Here is a 24,219-nt window from a genome sequence, read left to right as displayed (position 1 = left end):
GTCACTTTTGGCCCAAAAAAGAGAGTTTTAAGGGCCGGAAGTGACCCCGCGTTGGGGAACACCCAGCACCACGTTCACAGGTCTTTTGCCCTCCAGCATCAGCCCGATCTGCCGCTTGACCAGGCGGACCATGCGCGGGAACATCGCCGAACTCGCCCCGCCCACATGCGGTGTGATCAGCACGCCTGGCGTGGTCCACAGCGGATGATCGGCCGGCAGGGGTTCAGGGTCTGTCACATCCAGGGCAGCCCGAAGCCGGCCGGAGGACGTCTCCGCCAGCAACGCGTCGGTGTCCGCCACCGGGCCGCGGGCCACATTCACCAGCAGCGCCCCGTCCGGCATTGCCGCCAGGAACTTCGCGTCCACCAGTTGCCGGGTCTGCTCGCTGAGGGGAACGGTCACCACCACAATTTCGTGCAGCGGCAGCTGCTCATACAGGGAGTCGATCCCGTGGATTTTTCCGCCGGCGTCCTCGCGTTCGCGGCTGGCCATCCTGGTCACCTCGGTTTCGAACGGCAGCAGCCGGGCCTCGATGGCCTTGCCCACTCCCCCGTAGCCCACCAGCAACACGCTCCGGTCCGCAAGGCTGGGCCGCTGGCTGTTGTCCCATATTCCGCTGGCCTGGTTCCGGGCAAAATCAGCCAGGCCACGCTGGCTGGCGATCATCATGCCCAGGGCGAGTTCCGCCGTCGACGTCTCATGCACCCCCGCCGCGTTGGCGAAAATGCACCCTTCGGGCAGGACGTCCGCCACGCCGTCGTACCCAATGGACTGGCTCTGGACCAGCCCAACGTCCACCCCCTCAAGGGCCGCCAGCGCCCCCGGCTTGCCCATGTACGGCGGAACCAGCAGGTCAATCCGGCCTTCGGGAGCTGGCCCGGTAAGGTCCCAGAGGAGAAGTTCGACGCCGGCAGTCGCCTCCAGCGCATCCATGAGTTTCTGATCGGGCAGGGCCACCCGCAGCGGCTCGGTCATGCAGCCACCAGTTTCTGGAGCGAAGGGTTCATAAAAGATGATCCTAGTCGGCACTGGGGAGGGCTTGCAGTTGGATGCCCCCTCCGCAAGCCAGCTCTAAGAGAGTACGTGTGCCGATGCGAGGACAATATCCCTTTGCTCGGCGTAGTGGCTGGCCAACGAGCGGTTCAGCTCCCTGAGCCAGCCGTTGTCCTCAGACTCGAGGACAGCTGCATCCGCAGCAAGGACGGTGCGCGCCTCGAGGACTTGCTGTGCTGCGAGCGCCGCGCGGTGCAGTTGCAGCTCCCCAAGACTCACGGCCAGCCCGGTGCCCTGCCCGTAGCCCGCCAGGAACGCTTCCAGGAGTTCAGGGTGTTCCGGAGTCCCCGGGTTTTTGCCGAGGAGGTCCCGGACTGCCGACGCCACGTCGGCGGCAACGGGCATCACCCCGCATTCGTCGAGGTCGAAGCAGGTTGCCTGCCCTTGCGACCACCGGAGGTTGTCGAGCTCAAAGTCACCGTGCCCCATCACGAGCGGTCCTGGTGCCCAGCTATCAAGCAGCGCGTTCAGGACGTGGGCAGCGTCCGAAATGTCCTGGTCCGGATATGTGATCAGGCGGGCAAACACGTCCGATGGCTCGTGACCATCCGCAGATTCCACCTGGCCGGCGGCTTGATGGAAGCCGGCCAGCGCAGCGCCCCAGGTGGCGGCAACCCCGGCGTCGAGCTCTTCCACCTCCAATTCCTCACCCTCCGCCCGCCGCACCACGCACGCCACCATCTCTCCCAGCGGCGTGGAGACGAGCTCCAAGGCCTCGTCCCCGCGGGACCACACCAGCGGCGCCACAGGTACTCCGGCGTCGCTGAGCCGCGCGTGCAGCCCGGCTCCTCGATGAAGGCGGGCTCCCGCCGTCGAACCGGCCGGAGCAAAGCGTGCGTAGAGAACCCCGCGAGCGTCACCCCCAGGCGGGACAACAAAAACGTGAGCGGCCGAGGAACGCCAGTACCGGAGGACTCCACCCGGGATATCCCAGTGCGCTCCAACAGCATCTGCCACCGGCGACCGCCATTCACCGTCGACGGTGGTACGCACTTCTGCAATCTGGCTCAACGGCAGCATAAGGACCATCCTGACATGCAGGCATCCCGCGCACACGGCGGAGAGCCCCAAGTCAATTTCGACCCCTCCAGCCGAACTTGGTAGTGGTTAACGGATGCAAGACCTACTCAACCCCGCCATGCCGTTCATTGCCGTCACGCTTGCTGTGGCCGCAGGACTGGTCCTGTCCTGGCTGCTGCGCAAGCTCGTTTTGCGCCTCAACCGCAAGCGCCCCGAACTGCAGGCCACCTCCCGGGTGGCCCGCCAACCGCTGCGGCTGGCGCTGTGCCTCATCGGCGTCCGCACCGCGCTGGGGCTGACGGCCGGGGGCGAAAACTGGCTGCCCGGCGTCGACCATTTGCTGCTGATAGCCCTCATCGGCTCCCTCGCCTGGCTGGGCGTGGCTGTCCTGCTGATTATCGAAGCGGTGGTGCTCGGGCGGTACAGCGTTGACGTTGCGGACAACCGGCGGGCCCGGCGGCTCCGGACGCAGATGATCCTGGCCAGGCGGATCGGCGTTGCCCTGGTGGTGGTCCTGGCCGTGGGCTCGGTGATGCTCACGTTCCCGGCCATCCAGGCCCTCGGCGCCGGACTGCTGGCGTCCGCCGGCGTGATCTCGATTGTCGCCGGCCTCGCGGCGCAGACCTCGCTGGTGAACGTCTTCGCGGGCATGCAGCTTGCTTTCACGGACGCCATCCGCGTGGATGACGTGGTGGTGGTCCAGAAGGAGTGGGGCCGGATCGAGGAGATCACGCTGACGTATGTGGTGGTCCACATCTGGGACGACCGGCGGCTGATCCTGCCGTCCACCTACTTCACCACCACACCGTTCGAAAACTGGACCCGCCGCCAGTCCGAGGTAATGGGCACCGTGGAGTTCGACCTCGACTGGCGCGCCCCCGTGGAGGACATGCGCGCCGAACTGCGCAGTGTCCTCGCCGGCACGGACCTGTGGGATGAGCGGGTAGGTGTCCTGCAGATCACCGATGCCACCGGCGGGTTCGTCCGCGTCCGCATCCTGGTCAGCGCCGCGGACAGCGCTGCGCTCTTCGACCTGCGCTGCCTCATTCGCGAGGCCATGGTCACCTTCCTCCAGCAGGGGCATCCGGAGGCACTCCCCCAGCAGCGCTGGACCGAGGCAGCGTCCGACGGCGGTGCCTCCCCGCGCCGTCAGCAGCCACTGCGGGGGCTGGGCACCTCGGCCCGGGATGGCTCGAGAACCCCCGCGGACCCGCACGAGTCCCAACTGTTCACCGGCTCGATCGAGGCCGTCCAGCGTTCGCGCGCCTTCACGGGCCCCGGCGACGAGGTGTTCCAGGACCGGGACCAGACGCTGGCATCCAGGAACTAAAACCCTTGATATGTGACCATATGGTCACCTAACATGGTTCCTATGGATGCCGTATTCAAGGCACTCGCAGACCCTACCCGCCGGGACCTGCTTGACGAGCTTTTCCGGGAAGACGGCCAGACCCTCGGCGCCCTCGAGGGCCGCTTCGACATGACGCGTTTCGGGATCGCCAAGCACCTCAAGGTCCTGGAAGAAGCCGGACTCGTGGTGGTCCGCCGTCGGGGGCGGGAAAAGCTGCATTTCCTGAATCCGGTGCCCATCCGGCTCGTCCACGACCGCTGGGTGAGCAAGTACGCCGAACCATGGGCCGCTGGCCTCAGCGACCTCAAATCCAGATTGGAAAGTCCCATGGAAAAAATCTTCGAGATCTACATCAAGACCACGCCGGAGCGGCTCTGGGAAGCCATCACGGACAGCGACATCCGCAGCAAGTACCAGTTCGGGAACACCATCGAATCGGACTGGACACCGGGCGGCAGCTTCACCATGAACAACGTCAAAGCCAGCGCTCCCCTGGGCGAAGGCGAGAACCTTGAGGTGGACCCGCCGCGCCGGCTGGTGCAGACCATGCGCGCCCTCTGGGGCGAGGACGTCAAGGCCGAGGGGACCTCGAAGGTTACCTGGGACATCGAGCCCGTGGGCGATTCCTGCCGCCTCACCGTCACCCACAGCGACCTCCGCGAAGGCGCCAACGAACAGCTCTACGGCGGGTGGCCGATGATCCTCTCCGGCCTGAAAACCTGGCTGGAAACCGGCGAAAAGCTCACCACGCCGGGTTCGCTGATGTACACCTGAGTGCCGTTGAACAGCTGAGGAACGGACGACGGAGGGCGGCGGCTGGGTGCCGCACCATCAGGTTCGGCGCGTGCCGTCCCACCCTCTGCGCCGCAGGTTGCGGGTGGCCATCAGCGACCCGCCGATGAACAATACTCCGAGGACAACGATGGCCACCCCAACGTAGAACCATGCACCCCGGCCGAAGATCATCAACGCCACGCCCAGGATGCAGAGGCCTTTTGCGGTGATATCGAGGTAAAGCTGCGCCTTTGGAGAAGCCATACCTCCACGATAAACCAGGCTCTCGAGACGCTTAGTCCGTCCGCTGCCTCCACAGCAGGAACACACCGAACGTCACCACACACAGGACCAGCATGGCCAGGACCATCCGCGCCCAGTTTTCCTGGTGTACGCCGCCAGCCGCGAACACGCCGATCATCACCGTGGCGGTGATAGCGCCGACGTACCGGCAGGTCTGGTAGATGCCCGCCGCAACGCCACGCTCCTGCGGCCGGGTGGAGACGAACATACCCTGGTTGGTGGCGATGCTGACCGTGCCGTAAGGAACGCCCATCAGCGCCGTCAGGACCAGCACCAGCGGAATCACGAGCGTTCCGGTGAGCAGCCACATCAGGGCGGCAACCGCCGTCAGCAGGACGACGCCGGCAATCAGCACCCGCCGCACACCGAACCTTCCGATGGCCCTCACCGCCCACGGGGTTGCCACAACGGACATCGCGGCGAGCGGCAGCATCAGCAGGCCCACAACCCCGGGATCGTAGCCCCCCGCCTCCTGCAGCAGCTGCGGCAGGCCGAAGAACACGAAGTAGTACACGCTGCTGAACACCGCGAAGCCGAGGTACACCAGCATCAACGGCCGGTTCCGGCCAAGGAGCCTAAGGTCCAGGAACGGCCGGTTGAAACGCAGCTCCCGCCAGGCGAACAGGGCCGCGGTGACGGTACCGGCCGCCAGCATCCACCAGCGGTAGCCCGGCGCCACATTGAGCGCGGCCATCATCACCAGCAGCAGGGCTGAGACAAAAGCCAGGATGCCGGGAATGTCCGAGTCCCTAACGAGCTCGGCCACGCTGCCGTGCTCCCGGGCCTCGTCCCTTGGAGCAGCCTGCCGCACGATCAGAAGCGCGGCCAGCGCGAGCGGCACGTTGATCAGGAACAGCGCCTCCCAGCCCACCAGGCTCACCAGCAGGCCGCCGACCACCGGGCCCACCGCGGCGGCCGACGTGTTCGCCATTTGCAGCCGCCCCAGCGGCCGGGCCGAGTCAACGTTTGCCCGGTGGGCTATGGCGCCCACCATCACCACCGCGCTGGGATACGCCGTTGCCGTACCCAGCGCCATGAATGCCCGCGCCACACACAGCAGGGCGAAGTTCGGCGCGAGCGGCGCCAGCGCGCAGGTGACTGCGACCAGTGCCATGCCGAGCATAAACATCCGCCGTGGCCCGAAACGGTCCGCCAGCCTGCCCATCACGGGCTGTCCGGCCGCCGAGGCGAGGTAGAACGAGGTGACCACCCAGGTGACGGCCGCGACGTCGAGGCCGAAGTCAGCGCGGAGAACCACCAATGCCACCGCGATCATGGAGGAGTTCAGGGGGTTCAGGGCCGTGCCCAGGCTGAGTCCGGCGACCGCCAAGCCAGTCCGGGGATTGTTGCTCACGGAAACAGTCTTACCCACCGGTGCGGACGTTAGCGACTTTGATGACCGCTAGGGCGCCTTGTTGCCTGCCTGCACGGGCGGGAACAGGGCCTTTTCCACGACGCCGGTGAGCTCCCTGATGACCTTGGCCTGCCCTTCATCCTGGGTGCCGTCCTCGTTCTCGGTGTAGATGACCAGGACAAAGGTTGAGCCACGGTAGGCGAGGATGGCGGCGTCGTGGAGTTCGCCGTCGAACTCGCCGTATTTATGGAACACTTCGATCCCGGACTGGGAGCCGGCGGGAATCAGTTCCTCATTGTTGGTGTCCTGCATGTAGCCCAGCAACTGTTTGGTGTTGTCCGGGTTCAGCAGGTCTCCGGCGTACAGCTGTTTCAGGACCAGGGCCATCCCGGCAGGGGTCAGGAGGTTCTTCTCCGGGTCGTAGGTGATGCCGATGGAGGACGCGTAGTCGATCAGCCGCGGATAGCCCACCGCATCCATCAGCAGCAGCCAGGAATCGTTGTTGCTCTCGTTGACCATCGCCTCAAGCTGGAACGCGGCGTCGTAGTCCCCCAGCGGGTCATCGAGGCTTGCTTCCCCGGTTTCCACCAGGTGGTAGTAGGCGGCGGCTGTGATGATCTTCGCGGTGCTGGCGGCCGTGAAGTCCTCCTGGTCGCCGAAAGTGAGTGCGGCGTCGCCGGAGATGTCGGCCATGGCCAGCCCGATCCGGTAGTCCGGATTTTCGTCGAGGATGGACTGGACGCTGTCCTCAAGGGAATCCGGGGCCACGGCCACAGGCGCTTCGGGAACAGCCCCCGGGACCGGGCCGGTTGCGGCCAGGGGCCCTGACCGAACTACGGCCAGAACAAAAATCGCCACGATCACCAGCGCCACGGCCGTGAACAGCAGCGCAAGCTTCTTCCGGTCCCGCCGGGGCACAGCCACATCCCGCGCTGCAGCACGCCTCTCCTGGTCCCGCATACGGGTTACCTCTTCCACCTCAACAAACCGATCCACGTCCTGTGGGGCCACAGGGCACGTGATGCGGTGTCGATTAGATCATCCAAGGTTGGGAGCCGGCTGTAAGGATTGCGGACGTGTCTTTAATCCGCACCCTTCTATGGACTTTGCACCCCGGAAAGCGGGGGTGCAAAGACCGTCAGCGGGTGCGGGCAGCCAGTGCAGAGTCCAGGAACTCCAGGTGGGCCGGTGCCACGCGGACAGTGCTGTCCGCGTATTCGGGGTGTTTGGTGAGGAACTTCTTGATGAAAGGGCACACCGGGACGATGCCCATCTCCGCGCTAACGGTTTCGTCCAGGGCCACCGTGGCGAGCTGGCCTGCCAGACCCTGGCCGCCGTATTCCTCGTTGATCACTGTGTGGTAGAAAATCCGCTGCGGCGAGCCGCCGTCGTCGTACTCCTTGTACGCCGCCTTGCCGATCACGCTGCCTGCGTCCAGGATTTCGAAACGCTCGCGGCCGGCGTTGTGGCGGACGGTGATCTCACTCAAGGGGACTCCTTCGATGGGCTCTGCACATGATAACTCGGCAGCGGCCCGCGCTATTTCCGCTCCCGCACAAGACCGTGGGGCACTGCGGGGTGGGCCCGCACCACGTACCAGCCTTCGCCGAGCTCGGTGATCATGATTCCGGTGGAATACCGGTCGGCCGCTTCCCGCACCATCAGGATGGCGTCAGCCACGGCACGTCGGGCCTGCCCGGCATCACGCACCCTGACCTCCACCATGCCGGCACTGCCGGCCCCGGCTGTAGTCTCCTGTGTGCCGGGCATCGGCGGATTAACCACTGGCGGGCCCAGCTTCCATTGCGAGCCCGGCTGCCGTGGGACTGTTCCATGCGATGGCGGCATGCGCCTGTTGAAGCCCGGTCCGTCCATCGCCGGCCCGGCCCGCGAGCCGGACAGCAGCAAGTCCGGCAGCGGCTGCCCAGGCCTGGGGCGAGCCGGCGTGGTGGTACTGCACCGGCACGGGGAAATCTGTGCGGGAGAACCCGGCGAACAGCTCCGGAAGTGTGTTGCCGAAGTGCGCTGCCGCCTCCCGCATGGCACCTGCCACCTTCCGGGCCTCGTCCAGGAAGCCATACGCTGCCATGCCCTCGGCGGCCAGCATCGTGTCATGGGGCCACACGGAGCCATTGTGGTATGACATCGGGTGGTAGTAGTGCTGGCCGGCGGCGAGCGTGCGGATGCCCCAGCCCGTGAAGAAGTCGTCCCGGAGAAGCCGCGTGGTTACCGTCCGCGCATCATCAGAGTCCAGGATTCCCGTCCAGAGAAGATGCCCCGCGTTGGAAGCCAGCGCGTCCACCTGGCGTCCTTCACCATCCACTGCCAGCGCCGGGAAGCCGTGGTGCTCCATCCAGAACTCTTTGCGGAACCGGGTCTTCAGAGCGTCCGCGAGCGCATGCAGGGCTTCGGCCCATTCGGGGTCCCCCCACTGCCCTGCCGCGAGGCGGGCGCACTCCCGCAGACCGCGCCAGGTGTAGCCCTGGACCTCGGCGAGTGCGATGGCGCCCACCGGTTCCCGGCCGTCCGCGCCGGCAACGGCATCGAATGAGTCCTTCCAGCCCTGGTGGAGCAGCCCATTTCGGTCAGGGGTGTAACGGACAAAACCGGTATCCCACAGGCCGCCGTGGCCCAGGATCCAGTCCACGGCCGCCCGGGCCGGCTCCTCGAGTTCGCGGAGCAACCCGGGATCCTCCACGCTGCCCAAGGCCATCAGGAACAAGGGGGTGGCATCCACAGTGCCGTAGTACCTGCCGTACGGGACGGCCCCAAGTTGGGCCAGTTCGCTGATTCGCACCTCATGCACTATCTTGCCCGGCTGCTCTACCCGCCCGGCGTTCTCAACAGCGCCCTGGGTGGCGGCGAGCGCGCGCAGGACGTCGCCGAGCATCCCGGGCCGTTCGGTCCCGGCCAGCAGTGAGGTCAACAGGGAGTCGCGGCCAAAAAGCGTGAGGAACCAGGGCAGCCCGGCCGCCGGGATGGTCAGTGCGGGGTCAACCGGACACGGCATGAGCAACGAGTCCAGGTCCAAAAGGCTCTGGCGCGCCAACGGTTCCGTCTGTTCAGCAGATCCGCCAGTAGCGGCCCTGGCAACCAATCCAGCGCCAGCGGACGCACAGGGGCGGCTCTCGCGGGTGGACAGGGCAGCGACGGTCAGGGCACGGGTTTCCCCGACGGCCAGCGGCAGATCCCATGACAGAACGGCACCCACGAAGCGCCCGTCCACCCGTTCGCGCCGGATTTCCGGGACGATATTTGCTGTCAGTTGGACGCCGGCTGTGAAGGTCCGCTCCCCCAGGGTATGGGTGTAGTCAAAGGTCAGCGAGCCCTCGTCCAGGACTGTGAGGCTGGTGGCCGCGCCGCTGAGATCGAAGTTGCGTCCGTCAGTGCGGACCGTGAATTGGTCAGCGAAGTCGGTGCCGGCGCGCAGGACCAGCCGCGCCGTCATGGGTTCCCTCCCGAGGTTGCGGATGGACAGGGTCTCGGTGAGTCCGTCGGCGGCGAGGTCCTGGGTGCGCAGGACGAAGAGATCGTGGGTCTGGTTTCGCCGGGCTGCCGGGCTGAGGGCAGTGCGGCGGCGGCCTGGTTCGAGGACACTGCCCACATCCCAGAAGGTGGATTCGTTGATTTCCACGATCCACCGGGACAGGAGCCGCGTGTCTGCCACGTAGAGCCCCTCAGTGCCTTGGGCAGGAGTATCGGCGCGGCCCACGCTGCCGTCAGATCCGCCGCGCATCATGGCACCGTGAGCCACCAGTACGGAAACTGCCGATGGCGGGGCGGTTGCGGTCACGGCCTGCTCCGCTGATAGGTGGTATCCAGCGCGAGCGCCGCTGTCCAGCTGAAGCTGCGGGTGCCGTGCGCCGCGCCGGTCCATGGGTCCACATATTCCGGAAAATCGTGTTCGACGGCGAGCCTGCCGATATTGCCGCGGAGGAAATCCGCCTGGTCCGTTTGTCCGAGCCCGTCCAGCGCCTCGGCCACCATCCAGGACATGTTGAACCAGGCCGGCCCCCGCCAGTAGAGGGCAGGGTTGTGGTCCTCTGCCGTGGCGTCGTAGCTGGGCACCAGAAGGGCGTTGCCTGCCATGAAGCGGGGGCCGTTCAGCGTTGCGAGCAGCTCATCGGCGTGGGCGTTTCCCGGCAAAAGCAGCGGGATGAGGCCGTTGATGGTGGCCTTGCGGATAATGCTTCCGTCCGTCACGTCGCGTGCCGAATAGCAGCCCAGTTCCGGAACGTAGAGCTCCTCCAGGGCGGCGGTGATGAGCTTGGCCCGCTTCCGGTGGGCGGTTCCGGGCAGGCCCAGTTCCGCGGCGATGTCCGCCAACGCGAGTTCCGAAACGGCGAGCAGGGTGTTGAAGAGCGGATCCTCCATCAGGAACGGGTAGTCAGCGTCTGCGTCGTCGCAGTTGTGGTCACGGTAGCGTTCGGCCATCCAGAAGTACTTGCCGTACTCCTTCTGGCTGGGCCGCTCTCCGGGGTCGGCGTGCCGGAGGTCGGGGCGCTTCAGCTCCGTTTTGCAGTCCGCCGGGACGCGGGTCATGGCTGTGTCCCAGAGCGGTGAGTTATCCGTGCCGGATTCCCAGGGGTGCACAATGGCGGCCAGGCCGGAATTGCCCCGGTCCCGGCGCCCGGAAAGGTACGCGTGCCACTGCAGGAGTTTGGGATAGTTGCGCTGAAGGAAGGATCGACGGCGGGACTCGCCGGGATCGGCCTGGTGGATCCTCCACACCGCCCAGGCATGGTTGGGCGGCTGGACCAGGCCTGCCGTGTCTACCGATGCGGGGGCACCCGGGATGCTGCGGGACTGCCAGAAGGCTGCTCCCGGTGCATACTCCTGGTCCCTGTGGGGGTCGAAGACGATCTGCGGCAGCCTCCCGTCGTCCCATTGCCCGGCGAAGAGGGCGTCCATTTCCTGCCCGGCCCGGCGCGGCGAGATCCTGGCCAGTCCCATGGCGATAAAGGCAGAATCCCAGCTCCACTGGTGCGGGTACAGGCCCGCCGCCGGGACTGTGTGGCCCTTGCGCCAGTTGGCCTCCAGGACCGCGGTGGATCGGGCTGCGATGACGGGATCGGCGACCGGCAGGCCGGTGCTGTCGGCGTTTCCTGCACCGCCGGTCACAGGTAGCGCCCCAACAGGGACGGAACGCGGGGAAGGACGTCCTCGGCGGGACCGGACAACCTGGACTCCAGCGCCACGGTCCCCGCGTAGCCGATCGACTTCAGGGTGGCGCCGAACAGGGCCCAGTCCACGTTTCCGGCACCGGGCTCAAGCCGGTTGGAGTCGCTGGCCTGGATGTGGCCGATGAACGCGGCGGCGTCCTGGAGTGCGGCTGCGGGGTCGCTTTCCTCGATGTTCATGTGATACGTGTCCGGTGCCAGGCGCACGGCGTCCTGCCCCACCAGCTTGAGCAGCTGGACGCCGTCAGCGAGCGTGTTGATCATGTGGTCCTCGTAGCGGTTGAGGGGCTCCAGGTAGATCTCCACGCCCTCTGCTGCAGCATGTTCGCCGAGCGCCGTGAGGGCTTCCACCAGCACTGCGGTGTCTTCGTCGTCAGTGCGTGGTGGCACGAACGGCGGGAGCCGCTTGGAGAACATGCCGTAGGAGGCAGGAGTCATCACTCCGCGTCCGCCAATCTCGGCCATAACGCTCAGCTGGGATTTCAGCTGGACGACGGCGTCCTTCCGGAGTTCGTCGTCGAACGCGCCAATGAAATGGGCCATGTCCACGCAGGCCGTGGGCATCACCACTCCGGCGTCGCGGGCCCGGCGCAATTCAGGAAGCCGGGCCTGGAACTGCAGGTTTCCGGCTGAGCGGAGTTCGATTCCCCCGAAGCCCCAGGCCAGCACGTTGCCGAATTTCTCTTCCAGGCTGCCGCCCGGAAGGTGCTGCTCCTGAACGGTAATCATGGTCATGAGAACTCCAATACAACCTGAAGCGCGGATTGGGGATCCGTGTCCAGCAGTTCATAAGCCTTTGCGGCATCTGTCAGGGAAAAGGTGTGGGTGACAAGCGAGGGGGCATCCAGCAGCCCCTCGGCAAGATGGTCCACCACGGTCTGCTGAAGCCGCGGGACCGTCCAGCGCGAACGGAGGCGGTTGGGAACGGAACCGATTTGCGATGCCAGGAGCTGGACCCTGTTGTGGTGGAACTCCTCACCAAAGCGCACCCCCGCGGCCTCGCCCTGGTAGAAACCGGCTGCGATGACCGTGCCGTCAGCGCCCACCGCCCGGGTTGCCTCGTGGAGCGCCCGGTAGTTTCCGCTGAGTTCGACGGCGACATCCACGCCCGCACCGCTGGTGATCCTGCGGATGGCGCCGGCCAGCTCCGGTGACGGGTTCAGGGCGTGTTCGGCGCCCCATGCGAGCGCCTGGTTCCGGCGGGCCTCGATGCCGTCCACCGCGATGACCGTGGCCCCGTTCAGGACGGCGAAGCGCGTGGCCAGCAGCCCGATGACGCCCTGCCCGAAGATGGCCACGGTGGAGCCGGGCCCCAGATCGGCGGCAAGGACAGCGCTCAGGGCAATGGCGCCCACCCGGACGAATGCGCCGGCCAGCGGATCCATGCCCTCCGGCAGGACGTGGCCGCGCAGGGACTCCGCGGCCAGAACCCCCTCGTCACGATGCCCCCAGATCCCCCACACAACATCGCCAACACGGACCGCAGGATCCTTTTCAGCAGTGCCGGAAGGCTGGGCGGCAGGCGGGGCAATCTCCACGACTTCGCCCACTTCCGAATAACCCCAGCCGTCCAGTGGATACCCGAGATCTTCCTGCCCTGGCTGGAAGAGCCGGGATTCCGGGTCCCAGACGGAGGTGAGGTAAGGGTTGGTACCGCGATAGGCCGTGAGCTCAGTGCCTGCCGAAATACCGGAGTAAATGGTCCGGACCCGCGCCTGCCCCGGCTCCAGCGGGACGGACGGCTGGTCAATAACGGCGACGCTGCGCGGTGCGGCAATACGAAGGAAGCGGGACACTTTTGGCGGTCCTTAGGGTGGTGGGAAAGTCCTGAAAGGATGTGACGCAAACGACATTAGCATAAGCGCTAGCCAACTTGTGTATAGACGTTAGGCAGAATCTGCAGTAACTTCAACACATGGTTTTGGACTCCCCCGCCGCCCCGCCCGCTGCCTCCGGGAGGATCGCAGGATCAGAAGCGGCGCACGGAAACGGGCAGCTGGACAGTGACCGGCTTACGGTGGGGGCCACCGGCAGCTTCCCCGGCCAGCCGCTTGAACAGCAGCTCCGCGGCGGCGGCTCCGAGCTCCCGGGGATCGTGGGACATCACACTGAGCGGCACGCCCAGCAGGTCGGCGAGTTCGACGTCGTCAAAGCTCGCCAGTGCGGGCACGGGTGGGGCGGTCCCTGCATCGGTTGCAACGCTGCCGGCCCGCCATTCGCAGATGGCCCGCAGCGCGCCCACAGTGGTGCGGTTGTTGGCGGAGAAAAAGGCCGTGGGTGGATGCGGCCCGGTGAGCAGTGCCGTCACCGCCCGGGCCGCCGCCTCCGAGTCGCGGACCCGCGCCAGATGCCCCTGGTCGAAGCCGAGCCCTGCACCTTCCAACGCCATACGGAAACCCTGGAACCGGCGCCGGGCTGTGGAGATGCCCTCAACGTCGCCCAGGAAGCCTATCCGAACGTGACCGTCGGCCAGGAGCGCTGCGGTCCCGGCGGCAGCCCCGGAGACGTCGTCCACCAGGACCGCATCACACTCCAGGCCGTCCACTGTCCTGGTGGCGAGAACCAGGGGAATCCCGGCCAGCTGGCGGACCCCCTCCGGATTCAGCCCATTACCCGCAGGAACCAAAATGACACCCTCCAACTGCCGCCCGGCGAACTCCGTGAGCAACTGTTCCTCCAGCTCCGGATCCTCGCCGCTGCTCCCCAGGACAACCTGCCGGCCGTGGGCGGACGCCACCCCCTGGACACCCAGGGCGAACCGCCCGTAGTAGGGGTTGCCCAGATTGGTGACCGCGATACCGATCAGGCCTGTTGGTTTGCGCAGGCGCGTGTTGCGGGCATTCTGGTTGGGCCGGTAACCGAGCTTCTCCACGGCCGCCCTGACCCGCTCCTGCACCTCTGGCCGGACGTTCAGGCCACCTGCCATGGTGCGGGACACCGTCATCGGACTGACGCCGGCCAAGGCTGCGACGTCCCGGACGGTCGGGGCACCCCGGACCGCGGCATCACGCGGGACCGGCGCACCCGGATCCGAAGTGGCGGACGCTTTGCTGCGGGACATGGTCATACCCAGGAAATTCTTTCGGCAGTGCCGCACGGCAGGTTCCTGCCGGGCGATGTCAACGTTACCAACAGCCAGGAGCGCGAATGAAGAATGACGGCCAGTCCACACCGGTCCTGGAGATCGGCGGGACGCACGTCACCGCGGCCCGGGTCCGGGGGCCGGAGGGCGGCTGGAAGGTCGAGGACGGCAGCCTGGTGCGGCGGGGATTGGACGCGCATGCTTCCGCGGAGGCCCTGCTGGACGCCCTTGCCAAGGCAGCCCATGAACTGGGCTCCAGCCACAGCGGCAGGTGGGGCGTGGCATTGCCGGGCCCGTTCGACTATCACCGCGGAATAGCCCTGTACGAACATGTGGGAAAGTTCGACCAGCTGCGGGGCGTGGACGTGGGAACGCAACTCGCCCGGCGCCTGGGGCACGGGCTGCGGAGCATGACTTTCCTCAATGACGCCGACGCCTTTGGAATCGGCGAGTTCGCCCTGGGCGCCGCGGGCAACAGTCGGCGCGCCGCCTGCATCACGCTGGGAACCGGCGTGGGGTCCTGCTTCCTGGCCGATGGAGTACCGGTAAAGACCGGCCCCGACGTGCCACCCGATGGCAGCAGCTATCTCCTGGCATACCAGGGGCGCCCGCTTGAGGACACTGTTTCGCGCCGGGCAATCAGGAGCGCCTACGCTGCAGCGATTGCCGGCGCCGCTGGCCAGCACGTGCCCGCCGACCAGCACGCCGCCGTCGGAAAGCACGGCCCCGGCGCTGCCCGTGGCACCGGGGCGCCGGACGTTCACAACATTGCAGAGGCCGCCCGGAGCGGCGACGCCGTGGCAGCCGCGGTGCTGAAGCATGCCTTCGCGGCTTTGGGAGAAGCTGTGGGCCCGTATCTCCACCGCTTCGGTGCCGAAATGCTGGTCATCGGAGGCTCGATGGCGGGCTCCTGGGACATTGTGCAACCCGCCATCCGACGTGGCCTTGAACGGGCGCATCCTGCGCTGGGCACACTGCCCATCAACGGCGCGAAGCGTTCCGAGGAGGCGGGCCTGGTGGGCGCCGCCTACTGGGCCCGCCGGGTTTCCGTCCCGCGGACATAGGCCTTCACCGTGGCGAGCTTCTGGCCCACACCGCTGCCGTACGGCCGGATGGTGTACGCCCCCACCGATGCCGGAATGATAAAGGTTTCGGCATAACTGACCACAAAGGGGGCAAAGCTGCCGGTGGGGCTTTCCACCACAGCTTCGCTGCCCTCCACCAGGTTCAGTACGTTGACGGTTCCGTTCGTGTGGTGGTCCACGGCGTCCGTGAACCAGTGCCGGCGCACTTCGATGAATTCGAGCTCGTGCAGCCCTGTGCGTTCCTCGGTCCAGCCCGGGCCTGATCCCAGCTCCTGGACCTGGTCCAGCAGCTGTTCCCGCGCCCATTCCGTATCGCGGTCCCACTGGATGTTCCGGCTGGCGTGGTCCACGTGGATGGGGCGCGGCCGGCCGTCCAGTCCCACCCGGTCCCAGTCCCACATTTTGAAGGTGAAGATGTACGGTGTGGCGGATATTTCCAGCACCATGGAATTGGCACCGGAGCAATGCACTGTGCCGGCGGGGATGGAGAAGTGGTCGTGCTTCTTCGCCGGGAACGCATTGATGTAATCCTCCGCCGGGAAGTGGGTGCCGCCGTCGGACGCCTTTTTCAAGGCCTTCACCATCTCCTCCGGGTCCGTCCCGGACTTCAGGCCGAGGTACACCACCGCGTCCGGACCGGCGTCGAGCAGGTAGTAGCTCTCATCCTGGGTGTAGTGCATGCCGAACCGGTCCTGGATGTAGTCCGTCAGCGGGTGGACCTGCAACGAGAGGTTGCCGCCCTCCATGGTGTCCAGGAAATCAAAACGGATGGGGAACTCGGCGCCGAAGCGGGCGTAGGTCTGCGGCCCCAGCAGCGCCGTGGGCTGGGTGAACACGACGTCCACCGAGGGCAGTTCCACCGTCTCCCCGCCCACGTCCAGCAGGATGCTGTTCTCCTCCGGAACGCAGTCAAAGCACCAGGCGTAGTTCTCGGCGTCGCTGTCCAGACCGATGACCTGCTTCATCCACTGGCCGCCCCACACGCCGGGATCAAAAAACGGCACCACCCGGAATGGGGCAGCCGCGGCGGCCGCCATCCCCTCGCGGAAGGCGTCACCGGTGATCAGCTTGGCGTCGGCGGTGCCACGGTTGGTGTCCAGGACGTAGTCGACGGCGGGGAACAATTGCCGCTTGTGCCGGTCCGCCACCCGCCACTCCACGAAGAAGCTCCGCTTGTACTTGCGAAGGTTGTCCTCGTCAACGTTGTTGCAGCGCCAGTTGGGGGCTCCGGCACGCTGCCGCTGCTGCAGTTCCCAGCGCGCCATATCGGCGAGGACCAGCGTCCGCTCCCGCAGGGGCACCAGGGCAGCTCCCCAGCCCACCAGGATCACGGGAACGTCCGACGCCGAGACTTGGCGGCCGAGGTCGGTCAGCCTTTCGACGTCGTAGAAGTCGCTGAGGGTGTGGTGGCTCATGACCCCGAACACGCGGTCGTCGGTGAGGTTCGGGGCAATCAGGGCATCGATGTGGCTGATGGGATGGGCCGCGGATTCTTCCACGTTCAGGATCCGGTGTTCCGGGAGGGCCCGGGTGAGGGCCGCTACCAGGTCATCCAGGTCAACTCCGGGATAGGTGTCCACCACAACGGGGCCTTTCCCGGACCGGGCGATTTCGCGCCAGGCGTCCTGCCCGGACCATGCCTGGTGGTTGCCGGGCACAGTGACGGTGGGGAACTTGTCGTAACTGCGGGGAGGGTTGTGGCTCATCGTCTTCCAATCAGGCTGTTCGTCTTGATAACGTTACCAGAACTGCGCTGCTCCACCATGGAAGGCGCTGACAGCGAAGGGCAGGTGCCGCGGTGCGGCGGATGGTTTCTTACGGGCATTCCTGGGTGGACGGCGACGGCGCCTCCACGGGAGCATCATGTATGGCTGCGCTGGTGGCCGGCGGGCTGGGACTGGAACTGGACAACCGGGGCGTGGGCGGCAGCAGCAGCACGGGAACGGCGGCACTGATCACTGCGGACGCTCCCCCGGCGGCCGCCCTCTACCTGCTGATGACGGGACTGAACGATCTGCGCCTGGGCGGCGAATCGGCGTCGTCCCTCCAGCAGTACGCGGACTCGCTGCGGACAATTTTCGAAGCGGTCCGCCAAGCCTCTCCGGATGCCGTGGTGGCAGCCCTCGCACAGCCGCACCTGCTGGATTTCAGCCTGCATGCCCCGCACAACCTGGGCTCCAACACCCTGGTGGACACCTATAACGCAACCCTCCGGAAAGTCGCCGGTGCCCAGCCGGGGGTTGTGGTGGTGGAGCCGGACGGCTGGGATGCCGCGTCCATGCTCGATGCGGACACGGTCCACCCCAACGACGCGGGCCACTCCTGCCTGGCCCGCGCCGCTGTTCGGGCGGTTACTGCTGCATGGCAATGACCAGGCCTGCCCAGCTTTGGGGCACGGCGCCCAGTCCGCGGCCGTTCTCGGGGTTCCAGTACTCCGCCCAGCCGCTGGTGATGGCGCCTCCGGCCGTGAGCTCCGCGAGCTCGGCGGCCTCCTGCTCCAGGCCGAGCCGCTTGAACGCCTGCTGGAAGAGGTAGTTCAGCGGTGGCCATGCCGGGCCCCGCCAGTACGTGTCCGGATCGTAGGCGGGGTGGTCCCTGGCCACGTTTGCCGGGCCGAACGCAGCACCGAACCGGGCCGGATCGTCAAGTTGGCGCAAGGCAGCCCGGGCCTTGGTTTCGTCGGCAGTGACCAGGGCGCCCATCACGCCGTCGCTGATGGGGATCCTCACTGATGCTCCGCCGCCCACGACGGCCAGGTCCGACCAGAGCTGTTCCTCCCCGTCCCAGAGATGCCGGTCCATGGCGGCCGCCAGCTCAGCGGCCCTGTCCTCCAGCGCCGGGTCGCCGGTGACGGCAGCCAGCTCCCGGAAGTTGAAGGCCGTGTAGGCATTAAAGGCAGCCGGGCACGCGACGAAGCTGGTGGACCAGGCGGCCGCGCCATCATCCGAGAACGAGACTTCATTCATGCGTTCCTTGTTCCAGGCAGTGCGGGCCGGACGGCTGTAACCTTCCGGGGTCCGGCCCGGGGCGCCCCAGTCGTCCCAGCGCGGTGAATGGTCGTTGCCGGCTTCCCAGGGATGGACCACATAGATGAGCCCCTCCCGGGTGCGCCGGTTCTCCCACAGCCAGTCCAGGCCGTCCTGCGCTTTGGCAAGGGTCTCCCTGGACACCTTGATGCCAGCCTCGGTCAGGACCCGGATGGCGTGGCCGAACATGGGCGGTTGCGTAAGGGACGACGTCTCCGCCAGGGGCCCCAGCCAGGTGTCCGGCCCTTCGCCGCCGTAGCGCATGTGCGGAACCATCCCGTTAGCCAGCTGGCCGGCCAGGACGGCCTCGATCTCGTGCAGCGCCCGGTTATCGTCCAACCGCGCCCAGATGATCGCGTGGAAACAGGAGTCCCACAGCCACAGGTGGGGGTAGGTGCCCGGATTGGGCACGCTGTAGCCGTGGTCCGGGCGCCAGTGCGCCTCCATGAGGCGCCGGACGTCGCCGGCGAGTGCCGCCGTCGTACGTCCGTCCTGCTGGGCGGTGCCGCCCTCCCGCGTACCGCCCTGCTGCCCCATCAACCTTTCTCCGCCCCGGCCGTGAGGCCCTCGGTGAGCAGCCGCTCGGCGGCGAAGAAAATGATGATGATGGGCAGCGTCAGGATCACCGAACCGGCCATCAGCACGGTGGTGGGCACTTCTATGCTGCCCGCCAGCTGGGACAGGCCCAGCGAGACGGTCCAGTTGGGCCGGGTGTTGACCAGGAACAGCAGGGCGAAGAGGAACTCGTTCCAGGCGATCATAAAAACGAACAATCCGTTCGAGATGATGGCAGGCATGGCCAGCGGCAGGCTGATCCGGCGCAGCACGCCGAGCCTGCTGCAGCCGTCAAGGGCGGCGGCCTCTTCCAGGCTGGTGGGGATGGTGTCGAAGTAGTTGCGCAGCATGTAGATGGTGACAGGAATGACCTGTGCCACGTACACGATCAGCAGTGCCACCAGCTGCCCCCGCAGGCCCAGCCGTGTGAAGAAGGTGAACAGCGGGATGGCCAGCAGGATGCTGGGAAACAGGTACACCGCCAGGAACAGTCCGCTGACCTGGCGCCGGCCAAAGAAGTTCAGCCGGCTGATCGCATAGGAGCCGGGGATGGCCACGATCAGCGAGATCACCACTGTGCCCAGTGCCACCAGGGCGCTGTTGCCCATGAATTTCAGGAAGCCCTGGCCGCCGTTCTCCTGGGGGGTCAGGATGCTCACATAGGAGCCCCAGTCCAGTTCGCCGAACGGGATGACCAACGAGCCCGGATCCCGCAGCAGTGAGTCCAGGGGCCGGATGGACAGGACGAACATGTAATAGAAGGGGAACAGCGTCACCAGCACCAGCCCGGCGATCACCACCCAGCGGAGGATTCCGAAAACCTTGGTTTCGACCACGTCGCGGGTCCAGCGGGAACCCTCCGGCGGCCTCGACGGGGAGGACGGGCGCCTCGTTTCTACTGGGACCGCCATCAGGAGACCTCCTCTTTCCTGGCGAAGAACTTGATGTACACGCCGACGAACAAGCCCAGAATCACTGCCAGGACCAGGGCCTGGGCGGAAGCGGCGCCAATGTCGCCGCGGGCTGTCAGGTAGTTGAACACTGTCACGGCCACCACTTCGGTACCGCCGCCGCCACCGGTGAGCAGATAGATGTCATCGAAGCTGTTGAAGGTCCAGATGAAGCGCAGGACGGACAGCATGGCCATGGTGGGCAGGAGCTGGGGCAGGATGATGTGGTTGAACCGCTGGATGGGCGTGGCGCCATCAACCCTGGCAGCTTCCTCCAGGCTGTCCGGCACGGCGTTGAGCCTGGCCGTGAGGAACAGGAAGGCAAACGGGAAGGACCGCCACCACTCGAAGACGATGACGGCGATCAGCGCTGTGGGGACCTGGAATTCCAGCCCCAGGAAGGAAACGTCCCTGGCCCGCTCACTGAGGAAGGGAATGGATTCCTCCCAGCCAAACAGGCGCTTGCCCCAATAATTGACCAGTCCGAACTGCGGATCAAGCATGGTGCTCCACGTGAACGTGACCGCCACGATGGGAGCAACGTACGGGATCAGCATGGACGCCCGGATCAGGGTCCTGCCCTTGAACGGCTTCCGGAGGGCGAGCGCCGCGATCAGGCCCAGGATGATGGCCCCGGCGGTGCCGAAGATGGAGTACGCCAACGTGGTGGCGAGCGAGGTGAAGAAGCTGCTCGAGAACACGTTGTCGAAGTTGGCTATCGTGTACGGGCCGAAAATGCCCGCCGTGCGGATGTTCAGGATCCGGACCCGCTGGAAGGCGAGGACCAGGGTCCAGAGGATCGGCAGGACCACCATGACCAGCACCAGGACCAGCGTGGGGGAAAGCAGGGTGAGGCCGGCGCGCTGCTCTTCACGGGCCATCGGTGAAAGCTTGCGGCGCCCCCGCGGGCCGGCGGTTGATGCCGCCGGCCCTGCAGAAGCGTCCTTTTTGGTGGAACTCACTTCAACGAATCCTTGATGGACTTGAGGGATTCCGCAGCCTGCTTGGCTGCGGTGGCGGGATCCACACCGCCGGAGGTGACGTCGCTGACGGCCTTGGCGATGGGCAGTTCACCCAATGCCGCACCCACCAGGTCGCCCTGGCCCTGCGTGATGCCCCAGCGCTTCAGCTCGTCCGGGCCCTGTTCCAGGACGGAGAGCACATCTTTGGAGTAGAAGTTGCCGAGCGGTTCCTTCTTGTCCACGCCTGCAGGCATGGTCTTCCACTTGTCCGCGTACTCGTTGGGGTTGTCCTTCGTGCCTGCCCGTACAGGGAGCCGGCCCTCGGGAGCAATGGACAGCCAGTCAACGTAGCCTTCGGTCATGAAGTACTCCACGAACTTGCGGGCAGACTCGGAGGCGGAGTCCTTGGTGACAGTCCAGGAAACAACCTCGCCGAACTGGGCGGGCTGGTCGCCGTCGGGACCTTGGATGCCTGTGACCACGCCGGTGTTCTTGGCGAGGAAGGTCGGGTCTGCGGCGCACTCAGGGCACGTGGGCTTGGCGTCGTTGCGGAGGCCGGCCATTTCATCCAACAGGAAGGTGGACCAGATGGCCATGGCAGCCTGGCCGGCGAAGTAGGAGGCACGGACGGTGTCCACGTCCTGAGCGCCCGGCACCGAATAGTCACGAAGCATGTCGCGGTAGAACTCCAGCGCCTTCACACATTCGGGGCTGTCGAAGGTGATGTCCCCCTTGTCGTTGACCATCTCGCAGCCGTTGCCCTGGGCGATGTGCTCAAAGGTCTGCTGGGTGAACGCCTCGCCCGGCTTGTTGGCTGCCGCGATGCCGGCCAGTTGCGGGGTATCCAGCTTCTGGGCTGCGGCCTTGATGTCGTCGTAGGTCTTCGGGGCAGCGATGCCTGCCTTATCGAAGAGGTCCTTGCGGTAGTAGAGGAGCTGCTGCCAGGAGGAATCCGGGACCGAGAGTTGCTGGTCGCCGTCGCGCGTCAACTCAAGGGCGCGCTTTGAGAAGGTGCTTTCGTCCAGGCTCTCCACGATCGCCTTGTTGGTGCCCGCGTCCACCAAATCGTTCGCGGCAAGCGTGCGCACCTGGGCAAGGGAGATGGAGCCAATGACGTCCGGCAGGTCGCCGGCTGCGGCCGAGGACGTCAGGACCTGGTTGAACTGGTCTTCGGGAACGCCCACCAGGTCAACCTTCACACCGGTGGCTGCGGTGAACTTCTCGATAATGGCCTCGGTCTTCGCTACCCGGTCAGGGAGCGTGTCCGCGGTCCAGACCGTGATCGCCTGGGCCTCCCCATTGGGGCTTTCGCCGTCGTTCGAACCTTCATTTTGTGTACAGCCTGCCAGCATTGCCATGGTCAATGACGCCGCGGTCAGCACGGCCATTGTGGACCGGCCTCTGGTTCTCATCACTTCGATGCTCCTGTCTATAGCGGCGCCGGAAGCGGTGCCGCGGTTCGCGCGCTCGGCCCCCGTCGCCAATCGGTGCGGGCCACTTCGGCCGCGCCGCCGGAACAGGTGCTGAATACTTCCCGGGCCTGTGAGCGCAGTCACAGGCCCGGGACTTGTGCCTAAAGGCTATCCAAATGTTGCCTAGCTGTCTAGCATTAGCTGCAGAACCATTCGACATGGGCGGGAGAGTGTTTTGTCCGATGCGCTCCCGGAGCACCTAGGATTGCAAGAGTGCCTTTTGAGCGGTAGGAGCCATTTATGTACGTGGGACCCGGGGATGTCCTTCACCTGATCCGGTCCGGCCAGGCCCGGACGCGGGGGGATATCCAGGAAGAAACTGGCATGTCCCGGATGACCGTGGCCCAGCGTGTGGACAGCCTGCTCAAGGCCGAACTGATCCGGGAGGCCGGCACAGCCCGGCCCTCGGGCGGCCGCCGCCCCACCGACCTCGCTTTCAACCTGCAGCACTCCTGCGCGATCTCAGCCTCGGTGGAAACGACCTCCAGCCGGGTGGCCCTGACGGATCTTGGCGGTGCAATCCTCGCCGACGAACACCTGGACATAGCCGTGGACGACGGTCCGGAGAAGGTGCTCCACGCCATTGCCCAGGCGGGGCGCGAACTGTTGAAGCGCTCGAAGATGCCATTGGCCAAGGTTTCCGGATTCGGCATCTCCATCCCCGGGCCCGTCGACCCCGGGACGCTGCGGCCCTCTCAGCCGCCCATCATGCCCGGGTGGGACGCCTACCCGGTCGTGGAGCTTATCCAGGAAGTCTTCCCTGTGCCTGTCCTGGTGGAGAACGACGCCGACGCCATGGCGGTGGGCGAATACAGCGCCGGTTTTGCCGGCACGAGTTCGCTTTGCCTGGTGAAGGTGTCTACCGGCATCGGCACCGGACTGGTGATCAACGGCCAGATCTACCAGGGAGTGGATGGCGGCGCCGGGGACATCGGGCATGTCCGCCACCCTGCCTTCGCCGAACTGCAATGCCAGTGCGGCTCTTTCGGCTGCCTGGCGGCGGGAGCAAGCGGCGGCGCCATCGCCCGCAGGCTGACGGAGCTGGGCATCCCTGCCTCCTCCGGCCGCGACGTGCGGCAGCAGCTCCTGGCGGGAAACGTAGACACGATGAGGCTCGCGCACGAGGCAGGCAGGCGGCTGGGCGAGGTGATGGCAACGGTGGTGTGCCTGCTGAATCCTGCTGTCCTGCTCATTGCCGGCGACCTTGCTTCGTCATCCCTGATCGGCGGAATCCGGGAAACCCTGTACCCGATGTCGCTCCCCCGGGCCACCCGGCACCTGGACGTGCGGCTGGCTGCTCTCGGTGAGGATGCCGGCATCCGGGGCATGACCTCACTCTTGGTCAACCAGGTCTTCTCCCCCGCCGCGGTCAACACCCGGCTCGCCTAGTCATGCCCCGAGGTGCACTGCGCCTCCCCCTTAGCTCAGGTACCCGTTCGGATTGAGGACGTACTTGGTGGCTGCCCCCGCGTCGAACTCCGCGTAGCCCTGCGGTGCTTCCTCAAGCGGGATGGGCTTTGCGTTGACGTTCTTGGCGATGCTCACCCTGTCATTGAGGATGGCCATCATCAGCTGCCGGTTGTACTTCATCACCGGGCACTGGCCCGTGGTGAAGCTCAGGGACTTGGCCCAGCCGGTGCCCAAGCTGAGGCTCAGCGCGCCCTTCTTGGCGGCCTCGTCAATCCCGCCCGGGTCGCCGGTGACATAGAGGCCCGGAATGCCCAGGGCGCCGCCGGCCGCCGTGATGTCCATCAGCGAGTTCAGGACCGTGGCGGGTGCTTCCTCTGCGTTTTTTCCATGGCCATGGCCCCGGGCCTCGAACCCGACCGCGTCCACGCCGCAGTCCACTTCCGGCACGCCCAGGATCTGCTCAATTTGCTCGGCCGGCCCGCCCTTGCTGAGATCCACGGTTTCGCAGCCGAAGCTGCGCGCCTGTGCCAGCCGGTCCTCGTTGAGGTCCCCCACAATCACGACGGCGGCGCCCAGCAAGTGCGCGCTCGTCGCCGCAGCGAGGCCCACCGGCCCGGCCCCCGCCACGTACACCGTGGAGCC

General features: G+C 66.3%; 23 protein-coding genes. 5 read left to right on the top strand and 18 right to left on the bottom strand.

Annotated features, from left to right (window positions below; genetic code table 11):
* Window positions 1-27 precede the first annotated feature (27 nt).
* Window positions 28-975, bottom strand: a complete 948-nt coding sequence (locus FNL14_RS18055) for a 2-hydroxyacid dehydrogenase (RefSeq protein WP_142062805.1) — start codon at window positions 973-975, stop codon at window positions 28-30.
* A 96-nt stretch (window positions 976-1,071) separates the two neighbouring features.
* Entirely contained in the window at window positions 1,072-2,046 is a 975-nt protein-coding gene (locus FNL14_RS18050; RefSeq protein ID WP_181762696.1) for a phosphotransferase, read from the bottom strand.
* Window positions 2,047-2,167: 121 nt separating this feature from the next.
* Here FNL14_RS18050 and FNL14_RS18045 point away from each other — a divergent pair, with 121 nt between their 5' ends.
* The gene (locus FNL14_RS18045; RefSeq protein WP_255470907.1) at window positions 2,168-3,403 is read left to right on the top strand and encodes a mechanosensitive ion channel family protein; all 1,236 of its coding nucleotides are present in this window, start codon (window positions 2,168-2,170) and stop codon (window positions 3,401-3,403) included.
* 42 nt (window positions 3,404-3,445) lie between these two features.
* Window positions 3,446-4,198: a metalloregulator ArsR/SmtB family transcription factor gene (locus tag FNL14_RS18040; protein ID WP_142062799.1), complete on the top strand. Its 753-nt coding sequence runs from the start codon at window positions 3,446-3,448 to the stop codon at window positions 4,196-4,198.
* Between the two features lie 57 nt (window positions 4,199-4,255).
* On the opposite strand, the gene FNL14_RS18035 is transcribed toward FNL14_RS18040, so the two are convergent.
* The 10 genes from FNL14_RS18035 to FNL14_RS17990 all read right to left on the bottom strand — a co-directional run bounded on the left by FNL14_RS18035 (window position 4,256) and on the right by FNL14_RS17990 (window position 14,102).
* Window positions 4,256-4,462 carry a hypothetical protein gene (locus tag FNL14_RS18035; RefSeq protein ID WP_142062796.1) on the bottom strand — a complete coding sequence of 69 codons (207 nt, stop codon included), beginning with the start codon at window positions 4,460-4,462 and terminating at the stop codon, window positions 4,256-4,258.
* Between the two features lie 31 nt (window positions 4,463-4,493).
* Entirely contained in the window at window positions 4,494-5,855 is a 1,362-nt protein-coding gene (locus FNL14_RS18030) for an MFS transporter (RefSeq protein WP_142062792.1), read from the bottom strand.
* 48 nt (window positions 5,856-5,903) lie between these two features.
* Window positions 5,904-6,815 (bottom strand): serine hydrolase, encoded by a 912-nt coding sequence (locus FNL14_RS18025; protein WP_142062789.1) that lies wholly within the window; start codon window positions 6,813-6,815, stop codon window positions 5,904-5,906.
* 178 nt (window positions 6,816-6,993) lie between these two features.
* Window positions 6,994-7,344, bottom strand: coding sequence for a GNAT family N-acetyltransferase (locus FNL14_RS18020; protein ID WP_142062786.1), 351 nt, complete (start codon window positions 7,342-7,344; stop codon window positions 6,994-6,996).
* Window positions 7,345-7,394: 50 nt separating this feature from the next.
* Window positions 7,395-7,625, bottom strand: a complete 231-nt coding sequence (locus FNL14_RS18015; protein ID WP_142062783.1) for a hypothetical protein — start codon at window positions 7,623-7,625, stop codon at window positions 7,395-7,397.
* A gap of 7 nt (window positions 7,626-7,632) precedes the next feature.
* On the bottom strand, window positions 7,633-9,648 hold the full coding sequence (locus FNL14_RS18010) for a glycogen debranching N-terminal domain-containing protein (RefSeq protein ID WP_181762695.1): 2,016 nt from the start codon (window positions 9,646-9,648) through the stop codon (window positions 7,633-7,635).
* Window positions 9,645-10,976 (bottom strand): hypothetical protein, encoded by a 1,332-nt coding sequence (locus FNL14_RS18005; RefSeq protein WP_142062778.1) that lies wholly within the window; start codon window positions 10,974-10,976, stop codon window positions 9,645-9,647. Before FNL14_RS18005 ends, FNL14_RS18010 begins: the two co-directional genes overlap by 4 nt.
* On the bottom strand, window positions 10,973-11,770 hold the full coding sequence (locus tag FNL14_RS18000) for a sugar phosphate isomerase/epimerase (RefSeq protein WP_142062775.1): 798 nt from the start codon (window positions 11,768-11,770) through the stop codon (window positions 10,973-10,975). The genes FNL14_RS18005 and FNL14_RS18000 overlap by 4 nt, the downstream gene beginning before the upstream one ends.
* The gene (locus FNL14_RS17995; RefSeq protein WP_142062772.1) at window positions 11,767-12,831 is read right to left on the bottom strand and encodes a zinc-binding alcohol dehydrogenase; all 1,065 of its coding nucleotides are present in this window, start codon (window positions 12,829-12,831) and stop codon (window positions 11,767-11,769) included. The genes FNL14_RS18000 and FNL14_RS17995 overlap by 4 nt, the downstream gene beginning before the upstream one ends.
* 173 nt (window positions 12,832-13,004) lie before the next feature.
* The gene (locus FNL14_RS17990) at window positions 13,005-14,102 is read right to left on the bottom strand and encodes a LacI family DNA-binding transcriptional regulator (protein WP_220126200.1); all 1,098 of its coding nucleotides are present in this window, start codon (window positions 14,100-14,102) and stop codon (window positions 13,005-13,007) included.
* Window positions 14,103-14,182: 80 nt separating this feature from the next.
* Here FNL14_RS17990 and FNL14_RS17985 point away from each other — a divergent pair, with 80 nt between their 5' ends.
* Window positions 14,183-15,181: an ROK family protein gene (locus tag FNL14_RS17985; RefSeq protein WP_142062769.1), complete on the top strand. Its 999-nt coding sequence runs from the start codon at window positions 14,183-14,185 to the stop codon at window positions 15,179-15,181.
* On the opposite strand, the gene FNL14_RS17980 is transcribed toward FNL14_RS17985, so the two are convergent.
* Window positions 15,145-16,908, bottom strand: coding sequence for a class I mannose-6-phosphate isomerase (locus tag FNL14_RS17980; protein ID WP_142062766.1), 1,764 nt, complete (start codon window positions 16,906-16,908; stop codon window positions 15,145-15,147). The two genes, FNL14_RS17985 and FNL14_RS17980, sit on opposite strands and share 37 nt — an antisense overlap.
* Window positions 16,909-17,009: 101 nt before the next feature.
* On the opposite strand from FNL14_RS17980, the gene FNL14_RS17975 reads away from it, so the two are divergent.
* Window positions 17,010-17,573, top strand: a complete 564-nt coding sequence (locus FNL14_RS17975) for an SGNH/GDSL hydrolase family protein (RefSeq protein WP_142062762.1) — start codon at window positions 17,010-17,012, stop codon at window positions 17,571-17,573.
* Here the strand turns inward: FNL14_RS17975 and FNL14_RS17970 are convergent.
* The 4 genes from FNL14_RS17970 to FNL14_RS17955 are packed head-to-tail and all read right to left on the bottom strand — an operon-like array spanning window position 17,554 to window position 22,107.
* Entirely contained in the window at window positions 17,554-18,765 is a 1,212-nt protein-coding gene (locus FNL14_RS17970; RefSeq protein WP_142062759.1) for a trehalase family glycosidase, read from the bottom strand. The two genes, FNL14_RS17975 and FNL14_RS17970, sit on opposite strands and share 20 nt — an antisense overlap.
* A complete protein-coding gene (locus FNL14_RS17965; RefSeq protein WP_142062756.1) occupies window positions 18,765-19,694 on the bottom strand; it encodes a carbohydrate ABC transporter permease in 930 nt (309 codons plus the stop codon). Before FNL14_RS17965 ends, FNL14_RS17970 begins: the two co-directional genes overlap by 1 nt.
* Window positions 19,694-20,695 (bottom strand): carbohydrate ABC transporter permease, encoded by a 1,002-nt coding sequence (locus FNL14_RS17960; RefSeq protein WP_142062753.1) that lies wholly within the window; start codon window positions 20,693-20,695, stop codon window positions 19,694-19,696. Before FNL14_RS17960 ends, FNL14_RS17965 begins: the two co-directional genes overlap by 1 nt.
* Window positions 20,692-22,107, bottom strand: coding sequence for an ABC transporter substrate-binding protein (locus tag FNL14_RS17955; RefSeq protein ID WP_142062889.1), 1,416 nt, complete (start codon window positions 22,105-22,107; stop codon window positions 20,692-20,694). Before FNL14_RS17955 ends, FNL14_RS17960 begins: the two co-directional genes overlap by 4 nt.
* Window positions 22,108-22,407: 300 nt before the next feature.
* On the opposite strand from FNL14_RS17955, the gene FNL14_RS17950 reads away from it, so the two are divergent.
* On the top strand, window positions 22,408-23,556 hold the full coding sequence (locus FNL14_RS17950) for an ROK family protein (protein ID WP_142062750.1): 1,149 nt from the start codon (window positions 22,408-22,410) through the stop codon (window positions 23,554-23,556).
* A gap of 30 nt (window positions 23,557-23,586) precedes the next feature.
* Here the strand turns inward: FNL14_RS17950 and FNL14_RS17945 are convergent.
* Window positions 23,587-24,219 (bottom strand): zinc-binding dehydrogenase (locus FNL14_RS17945; protein WP_142062748.1); only part of this gene is annotated, 633 nt, incomplete at its 5' end.

Source organism: Pseudarthrobacter sp. B4EP4b (genome assembly GCF_006680095.1).
Classification (GTDB): domain Bacteria; phylum Actinomycetota; class Actinomycetes; order Actinomycetales; family Micrococcaceae; genus Arthrobacter.
Note: the sequence above shows the minus strand (reverse complement) of the source record. Positions and strands in the feature narration are given on the sequence as shown.

Coding starts and splice junctions, on each gene's coding strand:
- FNL14_RS17975 (WP_142062762.1), top strand. CDS start 17,010: ATGGTTTCTTACGGGCATTCCTGGGTGGACGGCGACGGCGCCTCCACG.
- FNL14_RS17965 (WP_142062756.1), bottom strand. CDS start 19,694: ATGGCGGTCCCAGTAGAAACGAGGCGCCCGTCCTCCCCGTCGAGGCCG.
- FNL14_RS18045 (WP_255470907.1), top strand. CDS start 2,168: ATGCAAGACCTACTCAACCCCGCCATGCCGTTCATTGCCGTCACGCTT.
- FNL14_RS17990 (WP_220126200.1), bottom strand. CDS start 14,102: ATGACCATGTCCCGCAGCAAAGCGTCCGCCACTTCGGATCCGGGTGCG.
- FNL14_RS17955 (WP_142062889.1), bottom strand. CDS start 22,107: ATGAGAACCAGAGGCCGGTCCACAATGGCCGTGCTGACCGCGGCGTCA.
- FNL14_RS17970 (WP_142062759.1), bottom strand. CDS start 18,765: ATGGGGCAGCAGGGCGGTACGCGGGAGGGCGGCACCGCCCAGCAGGAC.
- FNL14_RS18035 (WP_142062796.1), bottom strand. CDS start 4,462: ATGGCTTCTCCAAAGGCGCAGCTTTACCTCGATATCACCGCAAAAGGC.
- FNL14_RS17985 (WP_142062769.1), top strand. CDS start 14,183: ATGAAGAATGACGGCCAGTCCACACCGGTCCTGGAGATCGGCGGGACG.
- FNL14_RS18015 (WP_142062783.1), bottom strand. CDS start 7,625: ATGCCCGGCACACAGGAGACTACAGCCGGGGCCGGCAGTGCCGGCATG.
- FNL14_RS17980 (WP_142062766.1), bottom strand. CDS start 16,908: ATGAGCCACAACCCTCCCCGCAGTTACGACAAGTTCCCCACCGTCACT.
- FNL14_RS18000 (WP_142062775.1), bottom strand. CDS start 11,770: ATGACCATGATTACCGTTCAGGAGCAGCACCTTCCGGGCGGCAGCCTG.
- FNL14_RS17950 (WP_142062750.1), top strand. CDS start 22,408: ATGTACGTGGGACCCGGGGATGTCCTTCACCTGATCCGGTCCGGCCAG.
- FNL14_RS18025 (WP_142062789.1), bottom strand. CDS start 6,815: ATGCGGGACCAGGAGAGGCGTGCTGCAGCGCGGGATGTGGCTGTGCCC.
- FNL14_RS18055 (WP_142062805.1), bottom strand. CDS start 975: ATGACCGAGCCGCTGCGGGTGGCCCTGCCCGATCAGAAACTCATGGAT.
- FNL14_RS18040 (WP_142062799.1), top strand. CDS start 3,446: ATGGATGCCGTATTCAAGGCACTCGCAGACCCTACCCGCCGGGACCTG.